The following is a 23,217-nucleotide window of genomic DNA, read 5'->3' on the forward strand; positions in this document are numbered from 1 at the left end:
TTTTTATTAATCATACTTTAAACCGTTCTTTGCACCACTTCAAAAATAGTTCCGTCTTCTACTTTCAACGTTTTAGAAGGGAATTTCATGATTAAGGCATAATCATGAGTAGCCATTAAAATGGTTTTTCCGTTTTCGTTGATGTTTTTTAAAACATTCATAATTTCAACAGACGTTTGAGGATCAAGATTTCCTGTTGGTTCATCGGCTAAAATTAATTCAGGGTCATTTAACAAAGCCCTTGCAATTGCCACACGTTGTTGTTCTCCACCAGAAATTTGATGAGGCATTTTGTGAGCTTGCATTTTCATCCCAACTTTGTCTAAAACTTCTTCGATTTTTAAATTCATTTCCGCTTTTTCTTTCCAACCTGTTGCTTTTAAAACAAACAATAAGTTTTCATGAATATTTCTGTCCGGTAACAATTTAAAATCTTGAAAAACAACTCCTAATTTTCTTCTCAAATAAGGAATATCTTTTTCTTTTAGTTTTTTTAAATCATATTCAACAATACTTCCTTCACCTTCTAACAAAGACAAATCTCCATATAACGTTTTTAAAAAACTACTTTTTCCAGCTCCAGTTTTTCCAATTAAATAAAGAAATTCACCACGTTTAACTTCTAAGTTTACGTTGTTTAAAACCCTATTGTTTTCTTGATAAATTGCTGCGTCTTGTAAAGTAAGGATAGCTTCTGCCATGATTTTTATATGATTTAATTTGTAAAAGTAATAATAGTAAAGTTCTATTCAAAATAATATCAGCCAATTGTAAAAAAATAACAAATTTGTTTAAAACCTTGTTCACAATATAAACTATCATTCACTCGTTAGTACTCATATATAACTTATATTTGAGATTCTAAAACTGGAATAAAATGAAGCTTACAAAACACATATTTTACTTATTACTATTTTTTCAAACGACTTTTATTGTGGCTCAGCAAACAGCCATTTATTCACATGAATTAAAAGAGTTTGATAGAGCGGTTGAATTGTACAAAGACAAACAATATCAATCTGCTCAAATTATTTTTGATAAAGTAATTAATTCGGTTTCCAGTTCTGATGTAAAAGCTGATTGTGCCTATTATATTGCTAATTGTGCTATTCGTTTAAATCAAATGGGTGCTGATCAATTGATGGAAGATTTTGTAGAAAATTATCCAACAAGTACAAAGCAAAATCAAGCCTATATTGAAGTAGCTCATTATTATTTTGACCAAAGTAATTATCCACAAGCACTAAAATATTTTGACAAAGTAGATGAAAGTGGTCTAACAGTTTCAGAAAGAGAAAAATTCAATTTCCAAAAAGGATATGCTTATTTTACTGCAAAAAATGTAAAAGAAGCAACTAACTATTTCAATAAAGTTGTCAATTCTAAAGAATATGGTAACCAAGCAAAATATTATCTAGGTTATTTGGCATACGAAACAGACGATTATAAGCAAGCAAATGATTATTTTGACAAAGTATCAGACCAAGATCGTTACAAAGAAAAAATGGGTTATTTTCAAGCTGATATGAATTTCAAATTAGGAAATTTTCAAAAAGCCATTGATTTAGGCTTAGCTCAATTGACAAAATCAAGAGGAACTGAAATAAGCGAATTATCAAAAATTATTGGAGAAAGTTATTTTAATTTAAAACAATATGACAAAGCAATTCCTTATTTAGAAGATTATAGAGGAAATAGAGGAAAATGGAATAACACGGATTATTACCAATTAGGTTATGCGTATTATCAACAAAAAGATTATGAAAAAGCCATTTCTCAATTTAATAAAATAATTGGAGGAAACGATGCTGTGGCTCAAAATGCATATTATCATTTAGCAGAATGTTACTTAAATACAGGAAAGAAAAACCAAGCCTTAACAGCATTTAAAACTGCTTCTGAAATGGAATTTGACTTAAAAATTCAAGAAGATGCTTATTTAAATTATGCTAAATTGAGTTATGAAATTGGAAATTCTTTTAAAAGTACACCAGAAGTACTTCAAGGTTATTTGACGAAATATCCTAATTCATCTTACAAGCAAGAAATCAATAATTTGTTGATTAGTTCATACATTACTTCAAAAAATTATAAAGATGCTTTGGTGCTTTTGGAAAAAAACAAATCTCCAGAAAACCGTCAAGCCTATCAATTGGCAAATTTTTACAGAGGTTTAGAAGTATATACTGATGGTGATAATGCACAAGCTTTAGGGTTATTTAAAAAAGCTATAGCTGAAAATAAAGACCCAAAATTTACAGCAAGAGCTCTTTTCTGGAAAGCGGAAACAGAATATAATTTGGACCAATTCAATGAAGCAAAAATCACTTTCAAGCAATTTCAAAACAGTAGTGCAGCAGCTTCAACTCCAGAAAACACAAACATTGATTATAATTTAGGATACACTTATTTTAAATTAAAAGAATACGACAATGCCATTACAAGTTTTGGAAATTACATAGCAAAAAACAAAAATGATAAAACACGTTTGACAGATGCTTATTTGCGTTTAGGTGATTGTAATTTTATTTCAGCAAAATATTGGCCAGCTATGGATGCTTACAATAAAGTGACTGAATTAAAAAGTCCAGATGCTGATTATGCTGCTTACCAAAAAGGAATTAGCTATGGTTTTGTAGGTAAAAATGATAGAAAAATTGAAGATTTAGAAAATTTCTCAAAAACATATCCAAAATCACAATATGCTGATGATGCTTTGTATGAATTAGGAAATACTTATGTAAACGAAAACAAAATAGATAAAGCCATTCAAACATTTGATAAATTAATTAATGGATATAAAACGAGTTCATATTTAGCAAAAGCTATTTTGAAACAAGGTTTAATTCATTACAATAATGGAAAAGAAGATTTAGCAATTGCAAAATTCAAAAAAGTTGCTGCAGATTTTCCAAATTCTCCAGAAGCTTTAGAAGCAGTTTCAACAGCTCGTTTAATATATATTGACAACGGAAGAGTGGATGAATATGCTGCTTGGGTTAAAACATTAAACTTTATTGAAGTTTCAAATGCGGATTTAGATAATACAACTTATGAATCCGCTGAAAAACAATATTTAATGAATAACAGCAAACAAGCAGTTTCAGGATTTACATCTTATTTAGGAAGTTTTCCAAATGGACTTCATGCTTTAAAAGCGAATTTCTATTTGGCTCAGTTATATTATGCAGATGGTTTAGAAAGCAATTCAATCAAACATTATGAATTTGTAATCAGCAAACCAAGAAGTGAATTCACTGAACAAGCTTTAGCACGTTTAGGACAAGTTTATTTGAAAGCAAAATCATTTGACAAAGCAATTCCAGTTTTAAAACGTTTAGAAACTGAAGCTGATTTTCCTCAAAACATCACATTTGCTCAATCTAATTTGATGAAGTCTTACTATGAGAAAAAAGAGTATGCAAACGCTGTGACTTATGCAGATAAAGTATTAGCTAACGAAAAAATTGAAGATAGAGTAAAAAGTGATGCTCAAATCATTGTAGCTCGTTCTGCGATTAAAACAGGAAATGAAGATAAAGCTAAAGTAGCTTACCAAAACCTGCAAAAAATTGCAAAAGGGGAACTAGCTGCTGAAGCATTATACTACGATGCATATTTCAAAAACAAAGAAGGAAAATATGCTGATTCAAACAAAGTTGTAGAAAAATATGCAAAAGACTATTCAGGTTATCAATATTTTGCAGCTAAAAGTTTAATTGTTATGGCTAAAAATTATTTCAAATTAAACGATAGTTTTCAGGCAACAACAATCTTAGACAGTGTTATTGATAACTATGCTCAATATGAAGATGTTGTAACGGAAGCTAAAGACGAATTAGCCAAAATAAAATCAGAAGAAGCAAAACGTAATTCATCAATTCAAGAGTAATAAATTAAGCTTTATTAAAATATAAATCGAAATGAGATATTTAAAAAATATAATTCTAATTGCAGTAGTTTTTTCATTCCAATTTGGGTTAGCCCAAAAGAAAGATGAAAATTTAGGTTCAGAAGTAGTGAACATTGTGAAACCTTATAGTCCAACAATTTCTGATGCCTTTAAAGTAAAAGAAACTCCAACTTTTGAAGATGATGTAGAGGTACAAAAAGAGAAAATTGAATATTCTATTTTTTCATTTCCAGTAGCTTCAACATTTACACCAGCAAAAGGAAAAGCAGCTGATGTTGAAAAAGCTAAAAAAGAAAAATTATTCAAAAATTATGCGACTTTAGGTTTAGGAAATTACCTAACAATCAATGCAGAATTATTCATCACAGAAGACATCAGCAGAAGTGAGTATGTTGGTGGAATGATTCGTCATTTGTCTTCACAAGGTGATATTGATGGTGTTGTTTTGGATAACCAATTTGCTACAACGAGTGCAGATGTAACTTATGGTAGTCGTGATAAAGATTTGCATTACAATGTAGATTTAGGGTACAAAAATCAAGTTAGTAATTGGTATGGTTTGCCTTCAGAATACATTGTGTTTGATGAAACAGCTTTAAACTCAATTAAAGAAAAACAATCATATAACACAATTCAATTAGGTGGAAAACTTGGAATGAAAGATGGATTTTTAGATAATTCAACATTATTATTTAAACGTTTTTCGGATGCATTAGGTTCTGGTGAAAATAGATTTTACATCAAACCTGAAACTTCATTTGAAGTTATGAATACAAAAATAAACTTAGATGTAATCGTTGATTATGTTGGAGGAAGTTTTGACAGAAGTTTAGCATTTGATGAGTCTTACAAATACAGTACAATTAATTTTGGAGTTAGTCCGAGTATTTTGTTGCAAGAAGATGATTATTCAGTTCAATTTGGTGCTTCAGTTTTTTATAGCACTCAAAAAGTGGATGGAATTTCAGATAGTAATGTTTTTATTTACCCAAATATTAAAGCTTCTTATAAATTAGTTCCAGAAATTTTAACTGCTTATGCTGGAGCAGAAGGAACGTTGCGTCAAAATTCTTATGCTGATTTTGTAGATGTAAATCCATTCGTTTCTCCAACGCTATTTGTTTCTCCAACCAATCAAAAATATGATATTTATGGAGGTTTAAAGGGTAAATTATCGAATTCAGTTTCATTTAATTTGAGAGCATCTTACAAAGATGAAGAAGCAAAAGCTTTATTTACAAGTAATTCTTATGATCCAATTTTTGCAAATACTGAAGGATATGCTTTTGGAAACTCATTTGATATAGCTTATGACAACGTAAAAACAATCACAGGTTTTGCAGAATTGAAAGCTGATTTTTCTAAAAATGTTTCTTTCGGAATTAGTGGTTCTTATAATAATTATTCTGTGGATGAAGAGCAAGAAGCTTGGAATTTACCTCAGTTTGAATTAGCTTCATCAGTAGATTTTAATATTACAGAAAAATGGTATGCTGGTGCAAAAGTATTCTTTGTTGGAGATAGAAAAGACCAAGTGTCAGCACCAAACTTCGCTGCTGTTTTTCCACCAATCTATGACAGACAAACTGTTACATTAGATAGTTATTTTGATTTAAATGCACATGTGGGTTACAAATACAACGAAAGATTAACAGCTTTCATAAAAGGAAACAATTTAGCAAGTCAAAATTACCAACGTTGGGTTAACTTCCCAGTACAATCTATTCAAGTTATGATTGGAGCTAATTATAAGTTTGATTTTTAATATAACTTAAATGAGAATTTTTTTCTTACTATCTTTTCTAATTTTAAGTTTGACTAGTTGTAAAATTAAAAATCATTCGAATTATACAAAACTCCCAATTAAATATCCTAATAAAGTTTTTGATGCTCAAACAGGAAGAGAAATTCATAAAATGACAATTGATGATATTACTTTTTCATATCAATTAACAGGTAATTCGGACACAGTTGCTTTAACTACATATGATGAGAAATTTGAAACTATTGAAGGTTATAAAGTTGGTACAAAGTGGAAAAATATATCAAAAGTTTTAAGGGACTCTGTATATAAACATTCAGGGTTTGGTTATTATATAGAATTGGAATCTGGTTGGAATTTAGGTTTTTGCATTGGTGTTACTTGTACAGATAATCATCCAACTAATAATTCTGAAGTAAAATCTATAAGAAAAAGATATTTTAAAATTAATAGAAATACCAAGCTTAATTTGGTGGACCCTTCAAGTGATAATATTATAATTCAAATGCCAACAAAACATCAAATACTTTCGCAATACAAATCCATAGTTCAAGAAAAAATCGAAACGTTCCAAAAAATGATTTCAGATTTAGCTATTGATGCACAAAACGATGCCAAAGGTTCAGCTGGTGATAAACACGAAACAGCATTGGCAATGATGCATTTGGAACAAGAAAAACTAACTCAAAAATTAAAAGAAGTTCTAGAACAAAAAGCCATTTTAGACAAAATTGATGCTGCTCAAAATCACAATGTAGTAGCTTTAGGAAGTTTAGTTAAAGCGAACGAAACTTATTTCTTTGTAAGTGCAGCTTTGCCAAAAATCACTATTGAAAATAAAGATATTTTCGCACTTTCTCCACAATCACCATTAGGTCTAAAGTTAATGGGAAACAAAGTAGGTTCTGAATTCCAAATAAATACCACAACATATAAAATTCAATCCGTTGAATAATATTTTTATTTTAAAATTTTAATAAAACGATATTACCAACTCCTTTTAAGTTATAATTTTACACTAAAACAAGCTTTAAAATTTTAATTTATAACTAAAATTAATTTTTTAGTTTCAATACACTTCATTTATTCCCAGTTTTGTTGAACAATTAAACAGTTTCACAAATAAACGATTAAACAATATAATTATGTGCGGAATAGTATGTGCCTTCGATTTAAAACAAAAAGCTGAAACCTTAAGACCTAAAGTTTTGGAAATGTCAAAAACAATTCGTCATCGTGGACCAGATTGGAGTGGAATTTATAGCGATGAAAAAGCAATTTTGGCTCACGAACGTTTAGCTATTGTTGATCCAGCTTCAGGAAAACAACCTTTGTTTACAAAAGATAAAAGTTTGGTTTTAGCAGCCAACGGAGAAATTTACAACCACAGAGACTTAAGAAAACAATTTGAAGGTAAATATGATTTTCAAACAGAAAGCGATTGTGAAGTCATTTTAGCTTTATATCAAAAAAAAGGAGTTCACTTTATAGATGAAATGAACGGAATTTTCGGATTTGCTATTTATGATGTAGCTAAAGATGAATATTTCATTGCTCGTGACCATATGGGAATTATACCTTTATATATAGGTTGGGACGAACACGGAACATTTTATGTTGCTTCCGAATTAAAAGCTTTAGAAGGAGTTTGTACAAAAATCCAATTATTTCCTCCAGGACATTATATGTCTAGTAAAGACGGAGAATTTGTGCAATGGTACAAAAGAGAATGGACAGAATTTGAAGCTGTAAAAGAAAACGAAACAAGTATCATTGAAATAAAAACAGCTTTAGAAGCAGCCGTAAAAAGACAATTAATGAGTGATGTGCCTTATGGAGTTTTGCTTTCAGGTGGTTTAGATTCTTCCATAACTTCAGCTATAGCCAAAAAATATGCTCAAAAAAGAATTGAGTCAGATAGTAAATCAGATGCTTGGTATCCACAACTACATTCTTTTGCAGTTGGGTTAGATGGTTCTCCAGATTTGGCAGCAGCTCAAAAAGTAGCCGATCATTTAGGAACAATTCATCATGAAATTAAGTTTACTATTCAAGAAGGTTTGGATGCAATTAGAGATGTGATTTACAATATTGAAACTTATGATGTAACTACAATTCGTGCTTCAACTCCAATGTATTTAATGGCTCGTGTTATCAAATCTATGGGAATTAAAATGGTTCTTTCTGGTGAAGGTTCAGATGAATTATTTGGAGGATACTTGTATTTTCACAAAGCACCAAATGCAAAAGAATTTCATGAAGAAACAGTTCGTAAATTAAGTAAATTACATATGTATGATTGTCTTCGTGCCAATAAAAGTTTAGCAGCTTGGGGAATTGAAGGTCGTGTACCATTCTTAGATAAAGAGTTTATGGATGTTGCAATGCGAATCAATCCACAAGACAAAATGATTAATGGGGAACGTATGGAAAAATGGGTTTTGCGAAAAGCCTTTGAAGATATGTTACCAGAAAGTGTAGCTTGGAGACAAAAAGAACAATTTAGTGATGGAGTAGGGTATAGTTGGATTGACACTTTAAAAGAAGTAGTTGCCAAAGAAATTTCAGATGAACAATTAGCCAATGCAAAATATAAATTTCCAATTCAAACTCCAACATCTAAAGAAGAGTATTATTACCGTTCAATATTTACAGAACATTTTCCAAGTGATGCTGCAGCTTTAAGTGTTCCGCAAGAAGCTAGTGTTGCTTGTAGTACAAAAATAGCTTTAGAATGGGATGAAGCGTTCAAAAATATGAATGATCCTTCAGGTAGAGCAGTAGCAAAAGTGCATACAGATGCTTATGTGAAACAGTAATAATTGATTTTAGAGTTTATAAAAAAAACACTTGTAAAACGATTTTACAAGTGTTTTTAATTCACTAATATTTAATGTTTTTTATTCAACCTTTAGAACAGTAGGATCAGAATCTGCCATTAAAGCAAAAAACTTATCTATATTTGGTAAAATAATAATACGTGTACGTCTATTTGAAGCTCTGTTAGCTTTAGTATCGTTTAATACTAATGGTTGAAAATAACTTCTACCAGAAGCAATTAATTTTTCTGGAGCTACTTTATAACTATTCTGTAATTTTCTAACCACAGATGTTGCTCTAAGTACACTTAAATCCCAGTTGTCTTTCAAATAAGAACCAGCAACCATTTTTCTGTCATCAGTATGACCTTCAACCATAAGATCTAAACTTTCGTCTGAATTAATAACGTCAGCTATCTTTTTTAAAATTTTATTTGCTTTATTGCTAATTTGATAACTTCCAGAATTAAATAAAAGTTCATCTGAGATAGTAATCATAACAACAGTTTTGTCAATATTTACTGCTATGTCATTGTCTTCCGTCATGTTAGATTCTTTTAATGACTTACGTAAATTATAGGCAATAGCTAAGTTCATAGAATCCTTTAACGTTCTAGCTTTAGCTAATTCAATTTGATCAACATTCTGTAAGGTAGCTATCATTTTATTTCTAACATTGTTAGATATAACGATATCTTCACCAACTGTAACTAATTTCGCATTATTTTCTTCTGTTAAAGAATTAATTTTAGAATTGTAACTGTCAACTCTAGATTGAATTTCAGAAAATTTTGCATCTAAATTTTCTTTCTCTACTTGCACTTTTTGAAGTTGACTTTTAACTTCTCCGTTTTCTTTTTCTAGCGCAACATATTTTTTTTTAGAAACACAACTTGATAGCAATATTCCCGTAACGATAAAAATTGAAATCTTTTTCATAATCTTTTGTTTTTTTTGATTTATGTTGTCTAAAACGAGTAAAAACTGGTTATATTGTAGATTTGTATTAGTCAACTATGGATTTTTAGAATAATTTAAGATTTATTAATGTTATAATAATCTGGCTTTCAAAAACATAAATAATTAATCACACATAGCTTAAAAAATGTTAAATTCTGTAAAAAACTCGAAGCTATAATATCAGTTTTAAGACACTTTCTTCAAAATGCAATTTTAAAGCAAGACAAAATTGAATTAAAATCCAATTTTTGCCCTTTTTTATTCGATTTAAACAACTTTGTAGAAATTAACAAATGTTGATAACTTAAAATCATTTTAAGGTGCTTTTTAGCCATTTTCTCTGTTCGATTGACTATATTTGTTTGTTTAATAAAAATGAGATTATAAGCGATAAAATATGAGCGAAGAAAACAAGAAGAATAATTATTCAGCTGATAGTATTCAGGCTTTAGAAGGAATGGAGCACGTAAGAATGCGTCCTTCCATGTATATTGGAGATGTAGGTGTTAGAGGACTTCATCACTTGGTGTATGAAGTTGTAGATAACTCAATTGATGAAGCAATGGGAGGTCATTGTGATACAATTAGAGTTGATATTAATGAAGATGGTTCGGTTTCAGTAGAAGATAATGGTCGTGGTATTCCTGTTGGAATTCATAAAAAAGAAGGAGTTTCTGCTCTAGAAGTTGTAATGACTAAAATTGGTGCTGGAGGTAAATTTGATAAAGATTCTTATAAGGTTTCTGGAGGACTTCACGGTGTTGGAGTTTCTGTAGTAAATGCATTATCAAATAAATTACGTGCGACAGTTCATAGTGCTGACGGAAAAATTTACGAGCAAGAATACGAAAGAGGTAAAGCTCTTTATCCTGTAAAACAAATTGGAACAACTGATAAAAGAGGAACAATCGTTACATTTTATCCAGATGATACCATCTTTACACAATCTATTGAATTCTCTTATGATACTTTATCGGCTCGTATGCGTGAATTGTCTTTCTTGAACAAAGGTATCACAATTACTTTCACAGATAAAAGATTAAAAGATGAAGAAGGAAACTATGTTTCTGAAGTTTTTCATTCTACAGAAGGTCTTAAAGAATACATCAGGTATTTAGATGCTAATCGTGAACCAATTATTGGTCATGTAATTTCAATGGATACAGATAAAGGTGAAATTCCTGTTGAAGTAGCGTTAATCTATAATACAAGTTATTCTGAAAATATCTTTTCTTACGTAAATAATATTAACACTCACGAAGGAGGAACACATTTACAAGGTTTTAGAACAGGTTTGACTCGTTCTTTAAAGAAATATGCAGATGCTTCGGGAATGTTAGATAAATTGAAATTTGAAATTTCTGGAGATGATTTCCGTGAAGGATTAACAGCAATTATTTCAGTTAAAGTTGCAGAACCACAATTTGAAGGGCAAACCAAAACAAAACTTGGAAATAGAGAAGTAGTTTCTCCAGTTTCTCAAGCTGTTGGAGACATGATTGAAGCTTATTTGGAAGAAAACCCTAATGATGCTAAAATTATTGTTCAAAAAGTAATCTTGGCTGCTCAAGCTCGTCACGCTGCTAAAAAAGCTCGTGAAATGGTTCAAAGAAAAACCGTTATGGGTGGTGGTGGATTACCTGGAAAATTATCTGATTGTTCAGAGCAAGATCCAGCAAAATGTGAAGTTTTCCTTGTCGAGGGAGATTCAGCAGGTGGAACAGCTAAACAAGGTCGTGATAGAGCATTTCAAGCTATTTTGCCTTTGAGAGGTAAGATTTTGAATGTTGAAAAAGCGATGCAACATAAAGTTTTTGAAAACGAAGAAATTAGAAACATATTTACAGCATTAGGTGTAACTATTGGAACAGAAGAAGATTCTAAAGCTCTAAATCTTTCTAAATTAAGATACCATAAAGTAGTGATTATGTGTGATGCCGATGTCGATGGTAGTCACATTTCTACTCTAATTTTAACTTTCTTCTTCCGTTTTATGAAGGAATTAATTGAAGGAGGTCACGTTTATATTGCTACTCCACCTTTATACTTACTTAAAAAAGGTAATAAAAAAGAATATGCTTGGTCAAATGATCAACGAGATTTAATCAATCAAAAATTAGGAGGTTCAGCAGCTATCCAACGATACAAAGGTCTTGGAGAGATGAACGCTGAACAATTATGGGATACAACCATGAATCCAGATTTTAGAACTTTACGTCAAGTGAATATTGATAGTTTATCAGAAGCAGATAGAATTTTCTCAATGTTAATGGGAGATGAGGTTCCACCTCGTAGAGAGTTTATTGAGAAAAATGCAGCTTACGCTAATATTGATGCTTAAGATGAATAAAATTGTTAAGCTTTTTTTGTTCTTAGTAGTTCTGACAACTAGTCAATTAAAAGCACAAGACACTGAAGTATTTCAACAAATAGGGTATCTGCTTAATGATGCCCTTTTGTATTCAAATAAATACATAACTCCTGCAACTGATGGTGCTGTTTATCAAGCTTCATCAGGTTGGGTTACATCAACTAAGAAGAAGGAGTTAGGGGAAGTTACTTTTGGAATTAATGCCAATTTATTTTTTGTGCCAAAAGCAGATAGAACATTTATAGCAAGTAATAGTGATTTTGAGTTTTTTTCTATCGAAGGACAAAATAGTGCTGTTGTTCCAACGGCTTTAGGGAATGATGAACAATATTCTTTAGTTGGTGACTTAGGTGGTTCTGAAGTGCGTTTAAAATCACCAGAAGGAGTTAATGAAGAAACCGTTTTTTATCCATATCTTCAAGCTGGAGTTGGATTATGGTATGGAACAGAACTTTTAGTGAAATTCTCACCAAAAACCCAACTTAAAAAAGGAGATTATCAAGTTTACGGTGCTGGTTTAAAACACAATTTGGATCAATATTTTTCAGAAAATTTCAATAAATCAATTCATTTATCAGCTTTAGTGGCTTATTCAAAAGAAAATTTAAGTTTTGATTTTGTTGATATTCAATCTGATTTTGGAACATTAGGAATTAATTCATTAGGAAGTAGCATTGATACTTATCAAACTCAAATTAATATTTCTAAAACACATAAAAATTTAGAAGTAATTTGGGGAGTTATTTTTAATATAAGTGATTTCAATTATAAGTTTGATGGAGAAAAAGGAAGTATTGAAGAAATTATTCCTTTACAAGATATTTTAAATGAAAGAATGAAAGATTTGAGCAAAACCAAAAGAAATTTGATAGGAGAATTTTCGGGAAGATATCAATTTAGCAAATTTTTTGTGCAAGGTACGCTTGCTTTTGGTAAATTTGTAAACACAAATATTTCATTACAATACGAATTTTAATTTAATAATTACATAAATAACACAAATATGAAAGTTACAATTGTAGGTGCTGGTAATGTAGGTGCTACTTGCGCAGATGTTATTTCTTACAGAGGAATTGCAAGCGAAGTAGTTTTATTAGACATCAAAGAAGGTTTTGCTGAAGGAAAAGCAATGGATATCATGCAGTGCTCAACAACAACAGGTTTTAATACTGTAGTTTCTGGAAGCACAAATGATTATTCAAAAACGGCTAAATCTGATGTAGTAGTAATTACTTCAGGAATTCCAAGAAAACCAGGAATGACTCGTGAGGAATTAATTGGAATCAATGCTGGAATAGTAAAATCAGTAGCCGAAAATATTTTACAACATTCTCCTGATGCAATTATCGTTGTTGTATCTAATCCTATGGATACAATGACTTATTTAACTTTAAAAGCAACAGGTTTACCTAAAAATAGAGTTATTGGAATGGGTGGAGCTTTAGACAGTTCTCGTTTCAAATATTTCTTATCACAAGCACTACAAAAACCATCAAATGATGTACAAGGAATGGTAATTGGTGGTCATGGTGATACAACGATGATTCCTCTAACAAGATTAGCTTCTTACAATGGTTCTCCAGTTTCTAACTTCATGTCTCAAGAAGAAATGGACAAAGTGGCTGCTTCAACAATGGTTGGTGGTGCAACATTAACAGGTTTATTAGGAACTTCAGCTTGGTATGCTCCAGGAGCTTCTGTAGCGTTTTTAGTAGATTCTATCTTAAATAATCAAAAACGAATGATACCATGTTCAGTTATGTTAGATGGTGAATATGGACAAAGCGATATTTGTATTGGTGTTCCATGTATCATCGGTAGAAATGGTGTGGAAGAAATTGTTGATGTTCAATTAAATGATGCTGAAAAAGCTTTATTTGCAAAAAGTGCAGATGCAGTAAGAAACATGAATGCGGATTTAAAATCGGTATTATAATTTTCTTAAATAGATAAAAATCAGGCTGTTATTTTTTAACAGCCTTTTTTATGAAATATAAATTGGGAAATACTTTTTATATTATAGGATTATTTTAACATTAGTACAAAATAAAATTGTTTAATCCTATTGTATATTATATATTTGTCCGTTTTTTAAAATACAATAATTAATTTTTTGAATAATGCAGAATAAAGGACTTATTAAATTTTTCGCAATAATTTTTGCTATTGCATGTATCTATCAATTAACGTTTACTTACGTAGCCAATAGTTATGCAGAAAAAGCAAAAGCTTATGCAAATGGAGATTTCGCAAAAGAGCAAAAATACCTAGATTCTATAGGTAAAGAAAAAGTATACTTAGGTAATACTTACAATGAAGTAGTTGCAAAGCAAATCAACAAGGGATTAGACTTAGAAGGTGGTATTAATGTTATTCTTCAAATATCTGTAAAAGATATCTTAAGAGGATTAGCTAATAATACTAAAAACCCAGTTTTTAATAAAGCTTTAGCTGAAACTGCAAAAAATCAAAAAGGAAACCAAACTTATTTAGATGCTTTCTTTGAAACATTTGACAAAGAAGCTGCAGCATCAAATACTAAGATGGCAAGTCCAGAAATTTTTGGAACTAGAGCATTAGATGAGGTTATTAAATTTGATATGACTAACGACCAAGTTAAGCCATTAATCAAACAAGAAGTTTCTAAATCAGTTGAAAGTGCTTTTGAAGTATTAAGAAAACGTATTGACCAATTTGGTGTAACACAACCAAACATTCAAATGTTAGGGGAAACAGGTAGAATTTTAGTTGAATTACCTGGTGCAAAAGATGTAGATCGTATTAAAAAATTATTACAAGGAACAGCTCAATTAGAGTTTTGGGAAACGTACAAAATTGACGAAGTTGCTCAATATATAGTTTCAGTTAATGAAGCTTTAAAGAAAACAGAAGTTAAAGAAAAAGATATTAAAGAAACAGTTTCACAAGGAATTGATTCTTTATTAGTAGATAAAGCTGATTCAACAGCTACTGAATCTAATCCATTATTTGAAAAAATTCAAATTAACCAACAACCAGGAACTTCAGTAATTGGTTATGCAAAACTTTCTGATACAGCAAAAATCAATTCTTATTTTAAAAGAAGTGATATCAAAGCTTTATTACCAAGTCAACTATCAGATGTTAAGTTTGTTTGGGGAAAAGTTAACGACAAAACTCCAGATATTACTGAATTATATGCTTTAAAAGGAAACAGAGAAAATGTGGCTCCAATTAGTGGTGGTGTAATTACAAATGCTACTGATACTTATGATGCATTGGGGAAACCAGCAGTAAGTATGCAAATGAATGGTGCTGGAGCAAAAGCTTGGGAAAAAATGACAGGAGAAGTTTCTCAACAAGGAAACGCAATTGCAATTACATTAGATAACACAGTATATTCTGCACCAGGTGTTTCAAAAGGAGCAATTTCTGGAGGTAGTTCTGAAATTTCAGGTTCATTTACAATCGAAGAGACTAAGGATTTAGCTAACGTTTTAAGAGCTGGTAAATTACCTGCAAGAGCTGAAATTTTACAATCAGATGTAGTGGGTCCATCTTTAGGAAAAGAAGCTATTGAAAGTGGTATGATGTCATTCATCATCGGTTTCTCTTTAGTATTATTATGGATGTTATTCTACTATGGTAAAACAGGTTTCTATGCTAACTTAGCATTATTAGTAAACATATTATTCATCTTTGGTGTATTAGCAAGTTTTGGAGCTGTATTAACTTTGCCTGGTATTGCTGGTATCGTTTTAACAATTGGTATGGCAGTTGATGCTAACGTAATTATCTTTGAAAGAGCTAAAGAAGAACTTGATTCAGGTAAAACAACCGAAGAAGCAGTAAATTATTCATATACTTGGAAAGGAGCAATGTCATCTATCATTGATGCTAACGTTACTACTTTTATAACTGCATTAATTTTATTCTTCTTAGGAACAGGACCAATTAAAGGTTTTGCTACTACTTTACTTATTGGTATTTTAACATCATTATTTACGGCTATTTTTATCACAAGAATATTCTTAGATTGGAGTATTTCTAAAGGTGAAAAATTAGCATTCTCAACATCTATTACTAAAAACTGGTTCAAAAATTTGAATTTTGATTTCTTAGGAAAAAGAAAAATTGCTTATGTAATTTCAGGTTTATTAATAGCATTTAGTTTATTCTCAATTTTTACAAAAGGATTAAACTTAGGAACAGATTTCGTAGGAGGAAGAACATACCAAGTACGTTTTGATAAAGCGGTAAATGCACCAGAAGTAACTAAAGATTTAGTAGCTGTTTTTGGAAGTGCTGAAGCAAAAGTATTCGGAAATGATAATCAATTAAAAATCACTACAAAGTATAAAGTAGATGAAGAAGGTGAAGGAATTGATAAAGAAGTTAATGAAAAATTATATGAAGCTTTAAAGAAATATTTACCAGCTAATTTAAAATATGAAGATTTTGTAGTTTCTTATGAAGGTAAGAATATTGGTATCATGCAATCTTCAAAAGTATCTGGTACTATTTCTAAAGATATCAAAACAAACTCTATTTGGGCTGTTTCTGGATCTTTGTTAATTGTATTCCTTTACTTAATGATTTCATTTAGAAAATGGCAATTTGGACTTGGAGCTGTTGTTGCAGTTGCTCATGACGTTATCATTGTATTAGGGATTTTCTCTTTCTTCTATACAATTTTGCCTTTTAACATGGAGATTGACCAAGCATTTATTGCAGCTATCTTAACGGTAATTGGTTATTCGTTAAATGATACGGTAATTGTATTTGACCGTATTAGAGAATATTTAGATTACAACTCAACATCAGATTTTGACGGTTTAGTAAATAGAGCTATCAATACAACATTAAGTAGAACTATCAATACATCTGCTACAACATTAGTAGTATTAGTAGCAATTTTTATCTTAGGTGGTGAAACTATCAGAGGATTTGTATTTGCTATTCTTGTTGGTATTTTAGTCGGAACTTATTCTTCGCTTTTTGTTGCAACTCCAGTAATGAGAGATTCAATGAGTGATAAAGAGAAATTAAAAATGGCTCAATTCAAAAAAGAAGAGTAGTTATTTTATCTCAATTATATAGAAAAAAGTCCTGAAATTTTCAGGACTTTTTTTTTATACTTGCTATGTTTTAGATTTTGTATATTGCCTTTCTGAAATTATTTTTAATGTTAATACATCAATATGAAATTAAAACTTATAATGCTATTCAGTTTTATCCTATTTGTTTCTTGTAACAAAAATAAAGTTTACCATCAATTTGATAAAAATTTTGAATCTAATCGATGGAAAGACTCCGATAGTAAAACCTATGATTTTTCAATTTCTGAAGAAAAAAATTATGATATTGTCATTGAGTTTTCTCATATCTATGATTATGATATGGCAAGTGTTCCTTTGGTTATAAAAATGAAAAATCCAGACGGAAATGAAACAATAGAAAATTTAGACTTACCAATTAAAGATGACTCAGGAAAACATTTGGCTGAATGTGGAGGAGATATTTGTGACTTATATTATACCTACAAATCAAATCAAAAACTGGCAATTGGTGACTATTCAATTTCAATAGGGAATAAATCAAAATATGGATTTTTACCTAATGTTCTTGGAATTGGCTTAACAGTTAATCGTTCGAAATAAAATAAAAAAAGTATCAAGATTGTTTTAAAACCTTGATACTTTTTTTCTGAGTTGGACTTTTTTTAAGCTACTTTTTTAGCTCTAAATATGAAGAATAATCCAGCAATTATAAAAGGAATACTTAGCCATTGTCCAGTAGAAAGTAAACCTAGACTTTCTTCAAAACCACCTTGACTTTCTTTTACGAATTCTACAATAAATCTTACTGTCCAAAGTAATATTAAGAATGTTCCAAAAAGTAAACCTTGTTTGTTTCTAGCATCTGTTTTCCAATACATATAAAATAGTATAGCAAAAACAAAAATGTAACCAAAAGCTTCATACAATTGAGCAGGATGCTTAGGAGTTACTTCTGCTAATGCTTCAGAAAACTGAGGATTCGTTTCAATGGCTTTGTAAGCATCATTTACATCAGAAATATTGGTTTTCTCAAAAGCTTCTCTTGGGTTGAATTTGTCTCTTATAAACTTAATTCCGAAAGAAGATGTAGTTTCTTTACCAACAATTTCAGAATTAAAAAAGTTGCCTAAACGTACAAATATAGCACCACTAGCGACAGGAATTACGATTCTATCTAAAACCCATAAGATTGGCTTCTTAACTACATTTTTACTATAGAAATACATCACAAGAATAATAGCAATTGCAGCACCATGACTTGCTAAACCAGCAAAACCTGTAAATTCCCATCCATCAGCAGTTTCTCGCATGGGTAATAATATTTCCAATAAATGATTTTTGAAATAAGCCCAATCATAAAAGAAAACATGTCCTAAACGAGCACCAACTAAAGTCGCAACTACAGTATAAACAAAAAGATTATCTAATTTTTCTATTGACTGCCCTTCACGGTTGTAAATTGCTTTCATAATGTACCAACCTATTCCAAAGGCTACTACAAACATTAAACTATAAAACCGAAGTGTTATAAATCCTAAATCAAAACCTTCTGAAGGATTCCAAACCATATATAATGCGTTATTCATAATTGTAATTTACTTTAAAAGGTAAAAATAAAGATTATTATTTGTTTAGGTGTTAAAAAACATTAAAGTTTAGTCTTTAAATTATGGAACAGGATCATATCCGCTTTTTCCCCATGGATGACAACTTGCAATTCGTTTAATAGCCAACCAACCTCCTTTAAATAGTCCATGTTTTTGAAGTGCTTCAACGGTATAATGAGAACAAGTTGGTTCAAATCTGCAAGCAGCTGGTGTAAATGGAGATATTGCCCCTTGATAAAAACGCACCAAAAGCACAAATGGGAAAATAAGTATTTTTTTTAAGCTCAAAATAATTCTCATTCATTTCGTTAGGCTTAAGCCAACGGATTTATTTTCAATATAATTTTTAAAAAAAATCAAATTTCTTCAATTTCTTTAATCTGTGTTCCAAAAAAAATCTTTAATCAGTAGTCTTATTAGTTTAAACAGAAAAACTTGTTCCGTCTTTTCCATCTTTTAAAATAACACCTAGAGCAGCTAATTTATCACGAATTTCATCAGATAAAGCCCAATTTTTATTGGCTCTAGCTTCATTTCGCATTGTAATTAACATTTCTACTACACCAGTAAGTTTTTCAGTATTATTGGTAGATAATTTTACATTTTTAATTCCTAAAACATCAAATACAAAAGCATTTAAAGTTTCTTTTAATATAATGATATCTTCAGCAGTAAGCGATTCTTTTTTGTCGTTCACTAAATTGATATACTTTATACCTTCAAACAAATTAGCAATTAATATTGGAGTATTAAAATCATCATTCATGGCATCATAACATTGCTGTTTCCATTTTTCAATTGAAAGAGTAGAAGTAGAGCTAGGAACTAATTTATCTAATAAAGCAATTCCTTCCATCAAACGATTAAACCCTTTTTCTGCAGCAACCATAGCATCATTCGAAATATCTAAGACACTTCTGTAATGCGCTTGTAAAAAACAAAAACGAACAATATTGGCATCAAAACTCTTTTCAAAAAACGGATTATTTCCACCTAATAATTCCATAGGTAAAACATAATTTCCTGTAGATTTACTCATGCGAAGTCCGTTCATGGTCAACATATTGGTATGCATCCAATAATTTACTGGAGAATGACCAAAGCTAGCTTTTGCTTGAGCAATCTCACATTCATGATGCGGAAATTTTAAATCCATTCCACCACCGTGAATGTCAAAATTTTCACCCAAATATTTAGTGCTCATTGCAGTACATTCCAAATGCCATCCTGGAAAACCAGCTCCCCAAGGAGAGTTCCATCGCATAATATGTGCAGGAGAAGCATTTTTCCAAAGGGCAAAATCTTGTGGATTCTTTTTCTCGCTTTGACCGTCTAAATCTCTAGTGTTAGAAAATAAATCTTCAATATTACGGTTACTTAATTCACCATAATTAAGTCCTTTTAGATTGTAAGCCAAAACATCAAAGTATACAGAACCATTACTTTCATAAGCAAAGCCACCTTTAAGCATTTGTTGTGTAAGTTCAATCTGTTCAATTATATGTCCAGTTGCTGTTGGTTCAATTGTGGGTTCCAAAAAATTAAATTCTTGTAAAACCTTATGAAAATCAACCGTATATTTTTGAACAATTTCCATTGGTTCTAATTTTTCCAATTTTGATTGTTTCACAAAACGGTCATTTTCCACATTACCATCATCAGTCAAATGTCCAGCATCAGTAATGTTTCTAACATATCTTACTTTGTAACCTAAATGCAATAGATACCTATAAATCACATCAAAACTCATAAAAGTTCTAACGTTACCTAAATGCACATTACTATAAACTGTTGGTCCACAAACATACATACCGACATTTCCTTCCGAAATAGGAGTAAATACTTCCTTTTTACCAGATGTTGTGTTGTATAAGTGTAACGAGTTGTTTTTGTAAAGTTGCATTTTTTTATTTTTTTTTGAAGCTAATCCTGCTATCCACTATATCTTTTTATCTCGTTTTAAGAACAAGATAAAAAGGATGCCGTTTCTATCAGGGCTAGAATATTGTTTATAAATGAAATTTAATGTTAAATTAAAAAGTAGTATCCATTTTGATGTAATCAAGGAATTCTCTTCTTACATTTTCTTCTTTAAATTTACCACCAAACTCAGCTGTAACGGTGCTACTTTCAATGTCTCTGATTCCTCTAGAATTTACACATAAATGTTTGGCATCAATTACACAAGCTACATCCTCTGTACCAAGTACTTTTTGTAATTCTTCCACAATTTGAATATTCAAACGCTCTTGAACTTGAGGTCTTTTGGCAAAATAATCAACAATTCGATTCATTTTAGATAAACCTACAACCGTTCCATTTGATATATAAGCTACATGTGCTCTTCCAACAATAGGTAATAAATGATGCTCGCAAGTTGAGTAAACAACAATATTTTTCTCAACTAGCATTTCATTGTATTTATATTTGTTGTCAAAAGTAGAAGAACTTGGTTTTTTAGCAGGATTTAAACCACCAAAAATTTCTTTTACAAACATTTTTGCAACACGATTTGGAGTTCCTTTTAAGCTGTCGTCCGTTAAGTCCATTCCAAGAGTATTTAAAATACTCTCAACATCTTTTTTTATGGATTCAATTTTCTCTTCATCAGAAATAGCAAAAGCATCAGCTCTCAAAGGAGTTTGTGTACTTGTTCCAATGTGGTTTTCACCAATTTCCAAATTAAAATCTTCGTTTTTAGACATATTTATATGCAATAAGTTTATAGCAATTTTTCGAAATGCAAAGATAATAATAAACTTCAAATAACTGCAGAAATGTTAAAGCTATATAATTTTCACAATTTTGTTTAAATTTGTGTTAATTTTTTGTACATTTCGGCCCCTTAATTAACTATTATATATTAAACATGAGAGTAAAACTACTTCTAGCATTGATGCTTTTCACTATGTCAATCACTTTAAAAGCTCAAGAAACAAAATCTACTTGTAATTTCGAGTACTCTGTCGAAGCTCAAAAAAACCCAGAAGGCTTAGATTATGAAAACAGATTTGTAAATTTCAAATGGGATATTTCTAAGTTATCCTCAAATGATTCTGTTTCGATTGAAATTATTAAAATTTACGATTGTTTTACAGGTATTAATGGAACTCAAACAGAAGTTTATACTATATTAGATCTTAAAAGTAAAGATTTAATAAACAAAAACTCGTTAAATATTAAGCATGTTGACATGATTGCAAAATGTTTTAAATGGAGAGTTCTTTTAAAATCTGATAGTTGTCTTGAGGAAAAAGATTGGAATTATTATTCTTTTATTGATTAATTGCTATGAAAAAAATAATATTATTAATAACGATTTTTTGCTTAAATTTTATTTATGCTCAAAGTCCAACATGTGATACAGCTTCTGCTTTTTGTGCAGGAGGATCAACATTAACTTTTGCAAACTCAACAAGTGTTCCTTCACTTGGCTCCATAGGTTGTTTGAGTACAACTCCAAATCCAGCTTGGTTTTATATGACAATAAGTCAATCTGGAAATTTGGATTTTTTATTAACGCAAGGTAGTAATGCTCCAAATTATAACAATCAAGATGTAGATTTTATAGTTTGGGGACCTTTTAATTCAACAAATTGTACAGATTTGTATGATTTTCCAGATGGAAATACAACAATTCCTAATAATATTGTAGACTGTAGTTATTCTGGTTCTGCTACAGAAAATGTAAATATACCAAATGCAATTGCTGGTCAAGTTTATATGGTTTTAATTACCAATTTTTCTAACCAATCTGGTCAAATCACTTTAACTCAAACCAATCTAGGACAAACAGGTGCTGGAGCAACTGATTGTAATGTGGTTTGTGGGGTTGATTTAGGACCAGATCAGATTTTTTGTAGTTCTACAACGACTTGTTATACAATTAATGCTAATTTTAATTCACCAACAACTCAACCAGGAACACCAGCTTTTGTTTGGTTCTTAGACACAGGTTCAGGGCCAGTTTTACAACCTACGCTTACAACTCAGTCTGTTACAGTTTGTCAAAGTGGAGTATGGTCTGTATTAGCTACCAGACCAGGATGTACTGCTGGTTCAACTGATGATGTATTAATTACATTCTCTGCACCTCCAGACTTAAATACACCATCTGATCTAGTTGATACAACAGGTGACTGTTGTCCAACTTTTGATTTAACATCAATAATAGCTAACATGTTAAGTCCTTTGAATCCAGCTGACTATAATGTCACTTTCTATACGGATTTATTTGACTCTTTTAGTGGCATAAATCCAATTGCTAACCCTTCAACTTATAATACATGTTCTTCAATGCCAATTTATATTCGTGTTGAAAATTTAAATAATGCTGACTGTTTTCAAAATGCCGAGTTTAATTTAGTTGTAAATTGTGTTGCAACAGCTACTATGCCACCTGACATGATTGTTTGTGATGATGCTTCTAATGATGGTGTTGAACCTTTTGATTTAACAACTCAAGACGGAGCTATCTTAAATGGTCAAGATGCTACAGAATACTCAGTAACATATCATACTACCCTAACAGGTGCACAAACAAATAATTCTACTGATTTAGCTATTCCTTCCACTGCTTACGTCGGTGGTCCAAATCAAGTGATTTATGTTCGTGTTGAATCTAATATTAATCCAACGGTTTTTGATACAACCACCTTCAATTTAATAGTAAATCTTTTACCCACGGCTACTATTTCGGCAAACACAACATGTGAGGGATTAACAGGAGAGGTAACTATAACAGGT

The 23,217-nt window shown here is 30.6% G+C and carries 16 protein-coding genes and 1 pseudogene; 11 read left to right on the top strand and 6 right to left on the bottom strand.

The window, feature by feature from the left end:
* Positions 1 to 17 precede the first annotated feature (17 nt).
* The gene (locus ACFO3U_RS07180; protein WP_379739843.1) at positions 18 to 701 is read right to left on the bottom strand and encodes a cell division ATP-binding protein FtsE; all 684 of its coding nucleotides are present in this window, start codon (positions 699 to 701) and stop codon (positions 18 to 20) included.
* Positions 702 to 877: 176 nt separating this feature from the next.
* On the opposite strand from ACFO3U_RS07180, the gene ACFO3U_RS07185 reads away from it, so the two are divergent.
* The 4 genes from ACFO3U_RS07185 (at position 878) to asnB (ending at position 8,494) form a co-directional block, all read left to right on the top strand.
* A complete protein-coding gene (locus ACFO3U_RS07185; protein ID WP_379739846.1) occupies positions 878 to 3,892 on the top strand; it encodes a tetratricopeptide repeat protein in 3,015 nt (1,004 codons plus the stop codon).
* 31 nt (positions 3,893 to 3,923) lie between these two features.
* Positions 3,924 to 5,678, top strand: coding sequence for a TonB-dependent receptor (locus ACFO3U_RS07190; RefSeq protein WP_379739849.1), 1,755 nt, complete (start codon positions 3,924 to 3,926; stop codon positions 5,676 to 5,678).
* A 10-nt stretch (positions 5,679 to 5,688) separates the two neighbouring features.
* Positions 5,689 to 6,630, top strand: coding sequence for a hypothetical protein (locus tag ACFO3U_RS07195; protein WP_379739852.1), 942 nt, complete (start codon positions 5,689 to 5,691; stop codon positions 6,628 to 6,630).
* A 190-nt stretch (positions 6,631 to 6,820) separates the two neighbouring features.
* Positions 6,821 to 8,494, top strand: a complete 1,674-nt coding sequence (asnB, locus tag ACFO3U_RS07200; RefSeq protein WP_379739855.1) for an asparagine synthase B — start codon at positions 6,821 to 6,823, stop codon at positions 8,492 to 8,494.
* An 81-nt stretch (positions 8,495 to 8,575) separates the two neighbouring features.
* Here the strand turns inward: asnB and ACFO3U_RS07205 are convergent, their stop codons facing one another.
* The gene (locus tag ACFO3U_RS07205; protein ID WP_379739858.1) at positions 8,576 to 9,433 is read right to left on the bottom strand and encodes an OmpA/MotB family protein; all 858 of its coding nucleotides are present in this window, start codon (positions 9,431 to 9,433) and stop codon (positions 8,576 to 8,578) included.
* Positions 9,434 to 9,851: 418 nt separating this feature from the next.
* Here ACFO3U_RS07205 and gyrB point away from each other — a divergent pair, with 418 nt between their 5' ends.
* The 5 genes from gyrB (at position 9,852) to ACFO3U_RS07230 (ending at position 17,464) form a co-directional block, all read left to right on the top strand.
* On the top strand, positions 9,852 to 11,795 hold the full coding sequence (gene gyrB / locus ACFO3U_RS07210; RefSeq protein WP_379739861.1) for a DNA topoisomerase (ATP-hydrolyzing) subunit B: 1,944 nt from the start codon (positions 9,852 to 9,854) through the stop codon (positions 11,793 to 11,795).
* A gap of 1 nt (position 11,796) precedes the next feature.
* The gene (locus ACFO3U_RS07215; RefSeq protein ID WP_379739863.1) at positions 11,797 to 12,801 is read left to right on the top strand and encodes a DUF6588 family protein; all 1,005 of its coding nucleotides are present in this window, start codon (positions 11,797 to 11,799) and stop codon (positions 12,799 to 12,801) included.
* A gap of 27 nt (positions 12,802 to 12,828) precedes the next feature.
* Positions 12,829 to 13,761, top strand: coding sequence for a malate dehydrogenase (mdh, locus tag ACFO3U_RS07220; protein ID WP_338377104.1), 933 nt, complete (start codon positions 12,829 to 12,831; stop codon positions 13,759 to 13,761).
* Positions 13,762 to 13,945: 184 nt separating this feature from the next.
* A complete protein-coding gene (gene secDF / locus ACFO3U_RS07225) occupies positions 13,946 to 16,882 on the top strand; it encodes a protein translocase subunit SecDF (protein WP_379739866.1) in 2,937 nt (978 codons plus the stop codon).
* A 123-nt stretch (positions 16,883 to 17,005) separates the two neighbouring features.
* Positions 17,006 to 17,464, top strand: coding sequence for a gliding motility lipoprotein GldH family protein (locus tag ACFO3U_RS07230; protein WP_379739869.1), 459 nt, complete (start codon positions 17,006 to 17,008; stop codon positions 17,462 to 17,464).
* 62 nt (positions 17,465 to 17,526) lie between these two features.
* Here ACFO3U_RS07230 and lgt read toward each other — a convergent pair whose 3' ends face one another.
* The 4 genes from lgt to folE all read right to left on the bottom strand — a co-directional run bounded on the left by lgt (position 17,527) and on the right by folE (position 21,176).
* Entirely contained in the window at positions 17,527 to 18,450 is a 924-nt protein-coding gene (gene lgt / locus ACFO3U_RS07235; RefSeq protein ID WP_379739872.1) for a prolipoprotein diacylglyceryl transferase, read from the bottom strand.
* Positions 18,451 to 18,531: 81 nt separating this feature from the next.
* Positions 18,532 to 18,771 carry a membrane protein insertion efficiency factor YidD gene (gene yidD / locus ACFO3U_RS07240; RefSeq protein ID WP_379739875.1) on the bottom strand — a complete coding sequence of 80 codons (240 nt, stop codon included), beginning with the start codon at positions 18,769 to 18,771 and terminating at the stop codon, positions 18,532 to 18,534.
* A 121-nt stretch (positions 18,772 to 18,892) separates the two neighbouring features.
* The gene (cysS, locus tag ACFO3U_RS07245) at positions 18,893 to 20,374 is read right to left on the bottom strand and encodes a cysteine--tRNA ligase (protein ID WP_379739878.1); all 1,482 of its coding nucleotides are present in this window, start codon (positions 20,372 to 20,374) and stop codon (positions 18,893 to 18,895) included.
* Positions 20,375 to 20,504: 130 nt separating this feature from the next.
* Positions 20,505 to 21,176 (bottom strand): GTP cyclohydrolase I FolE, encoded by a 672-nt coding sequence (gene folE / locus ACFO3U_RS07250; RefSeq protein ID WP_379739881.1) that lies wholly within the window; start codon positions 21,174 to 21,176, stop codon positions 20,505 to 20,507.
* 164 nt (positions 21,177 to 21,340) lie between these two features.
* On the opposite strand from folE, the gene ACFO3U_RS07255 reads away from it, so the two are divergent.
* Positions 21,341 to 21,757, top strand: coding sequence for a hypothetical protein (locus ACFO3U_RS07255; protein WP_379739884.1), 417 nt, complete (start codon positions 21,341 to 21,343; stop codon positions 21,755 to 21,757).
* 5 nt (positions 21,758 to 21,762) lie between these two features.
* Positions 21,763 to 23,217: pseudogene (locus ACFO3U_RS07260) on the top strand (hypothetical protein); the annotation flags it as partial.

The organism is Flavobacterium ponti (assembly GCF_042652765.1).
Classification (GTDB): domain Bacteria; phylum Bacteroidota; class Bacteroidia; order Flavobacteriales; family Flavobacteriaceae; genus Flavobacterium; species Flavobacterium ponti.